The 2,380-nt window shown below is 55.3% G+C and carries 4 protein-coding genes; 1 reads left to right on the plus strand and 3 read right to left on the minus strand.

Annotated elements, in window-relative coordinates; all coding sequences use genetic code 11:
- Window positions 1-95, plus strand: a 95-nt coding sequence (locus JX325_RS18285; RefSeq protein WP_374220642.1) for a rubredoxin-like domain-containing protein, incomplete at its 5' end; no start/stop codon positions are given.
- 63 nt (window positions 96-158) lie between these two features.
- Here the strand turns inward: JX325_RS18285 and JX325_RS15420 are convergent.
- From JX325_RS15420 to JX325_RS15430, 3 genes are all read right to left on the minus strand, one after another.
- Window positions 159-452, minus strand: coding sequence for a DUF6809 family protein (locus JX325_RS15420; RefSeq protein WP_204791944.1), 294 nt, complete (start codon window positions 450-452; stop codon window positions 159-161).
- Between the two features lie 16 nt (window positions 453-468).
- Window positions 469-1,644: a tyrosine-type recombinase/integrase gene (locus JX325_RS15425; protein ID WP_204791945.1), complete on the minus strand. Its 1,176-nt coding sequence runs from the start codon at window positions 1,642-1,644 to the stop codon at window positions 469-471.
- A gap of 125 nt (window positions 1,645-1,769) precedes the next feature.
- Complete coding sequence (locus JX325_RS15430; RefSeq protein WP_204791946.1) at window positions 1,770-2,330, minus strand: MFS transporter; 561 nt, start codon at window positions 2,328-2,330, stop codon at window positions 1,770-1,772.
- Window positions 2,331-2,380 lie beyond the last annotated feature (50 nt).

Consider the following 2,380-nt stretch of genomic DNA (forward strand, 5'->3'; position numbering starts at 1 on the left):
GCGGACACATTGTGGTGGGCACCGCCGCGCCGGAGGTCTGCCCCGTTTGCGCCCATCCCCAGGCTTACTTCGAGGTCCACGCGGAAAACTATTGAATACATATGAACGACGGCATGGAGCGTTGCTCCATGCCGCTTACCTATTTAGGCCCCCTTCCCCTATCCTTTTCTGCCAATCCGTTCTTCCTCTTCCAGGTGGAAGGAATAGGGTGGCTCTATCCCTAACTCGTGCGCTATTCCGCAGACCAAGCGGAAACCAGCGATGAAGCTCTCCAGGGATACATCGTCCCGTAACCTTGCCTCGGCATCCATCAGTTCCAACAGCCGTATCTGATTTCGGCGGTCTAACTTTTTCTCCAGCCTCCGGTGCAGCTGGACCACCTCTGCCTGTTGTTCAGCACAGAGGGACTCTGTCGAAAAGCAGGGTTGCAGGGCTTGCATATAATCGTACATGATCTTCCCTCCCCTCTCAGATATCCAGTCCCCTCTGGAGGGCTTCGCTGGCGGCCTTTTTGTTTTTATCGAAGGCGTGAGTGTAGATATCCAGCGTCGTGGAAGGCTGGCTATGGCCCAGGAGGCCCGCCACCGTCGCCACATCCGCTCCGTTTGCAATCAGCAGGCTGGCGTTGCTGTGACGGAGACTGTGGACATTCAACTTTTCCGGGAGACCATTCTTTTTCAAAATCAGCTTGAACCGCCAGGTGAAGGTGCTGGGCGTCATCGGGTCCTGGCTGTCATGCTTGCGGAACACAAAATCATCGGCGGTTAGCTCCCGATTCTCATAAGCGTCGGCCTGCCAGACACATTCACGATAATACTCTTTCAACAGACTCTCCATCTCAGGAGAGAAGTAAACGTATCTGTCCCCTGCAGCCGTCTTGGTGTCCTTGACGATAATATCTTCCCCTGTGATTTTGACTACATTCCTCTGAATGTGGATACTCTTGCGCTCATAGTCAATGTCAGACCATTTCAGGCCGCAGCATTCTCCACGCCGCATCCCGGTGGCAATGATGAGCTTGAAGTACGTCTCGTATTTGATGCTCTCATTCTCTAGGGCCGTGATGATTTTCTGTACCGTTTCCTCGTCCGCAACGAGCTTCTCTCTTTTCTTGCCGGAGTACTTATACGTCCTCCACGCCGGATTGTGATTAAGAAAACCGCCCTCCATCGCGTCGGAGAGGATTCCACACAGGCAGGCGTGGACCCCCTCAATCGTGTACTCGGAGAGCGGCATTCCGGTATTTTGACTTGTCTGTTTCCGCAGCTCGGCGTAGAGCTTGCGGAAATGTTCCGGGCGGAGGTCTACTAATTTGTAGCCTCCCAGATACGGCAGGAAGCGGTCGATGTCCTGCTTGTCACGGGCCAGCGTGGACTTCGCCAGCTTGTCCGGGGCAATATCCCGGAGCCAGATTTGAACGTACTGCGCCAGTGTGATGGTTCGATCTGCGGCCAGCGGAGTATCCTTGCACTCCCGCTCGAAGAGGACCGCTTGTTCATTCAGCCATTTCTCCCTCTGCTTTGGCGTGAGGCCCTCCGGCGGCTTCACCGTTTTCTGCTGTGCGGCCCGGCGCTTGCCGGTGTGGTCGTAGCCCATGGAGACGACCAGGAGGTAGCTGTTTCCCCGTTTTCGAATACTTGCCATTTCACATCTTCCCTTCTGTCCTCAGTCCGGCTGAGGTTTCTTTTGGCAAGCACAAACATACTCTAACTTCCACTGTATAGCTACTGTTTTTTGAGCACAGGAAGAAGATTCTACGAAATCACCAATCAAACGGGAAACAGGAGCAGAGAGGGAACGCTGAGGAACACCATGCTTCCAAGTAGACCCGCCCCAGCACACAGCCCCTGGATCACCGGGGACAAGATCGTACTGCCGACACCGCAGCTGGCAGTTACTACGCCGGAGGCGGCAGGCACGATTTTTTGCGGCAGCCTGGGAGTCAGCACTCCCATAACAACACCGAAAGACAGCGCCGCCGTCCCTGCGGGAAGGAGCAGTCCCAGCACCAAAAGAAGCGTCCACAAGGAGCGGCACCAGGGCAGGAACAGCAGTCCGGCAGTCATCAGCGCCACACCGCAACGCAGGACAAAAGCACTGGACTTTTTCATGGACAGCACACCGAATACCGGCTGCATCACGCCGAAAGACAGCTGGGCTACCGCCAGTACAAAACTGACAGAGGCGTAGTCCACACCGCTGGTTGTGGAAATGGGTCCCAGCAGGATGCCGTAGTTGGCGCGGATGCCGCTGCTGAGGCCGTAGATCAGGCTGGCAGCCAGAGTCAGCCCCACCGTAGAGCCAACCCGACGGGAAACAGATTCACTCATTTTGCGACCTCCTCTTGTGCAATTTATATTTTTAGTATACACTACGAGGA

The organism is Oscillibacter sp. CU971 (assembly GCF_905219725.1).
Taxonomy (GTDB): Bacteria; Bacillota; Clostridia; order Oscillospirales; family Oscillospiraceae; genus Oscillibacter.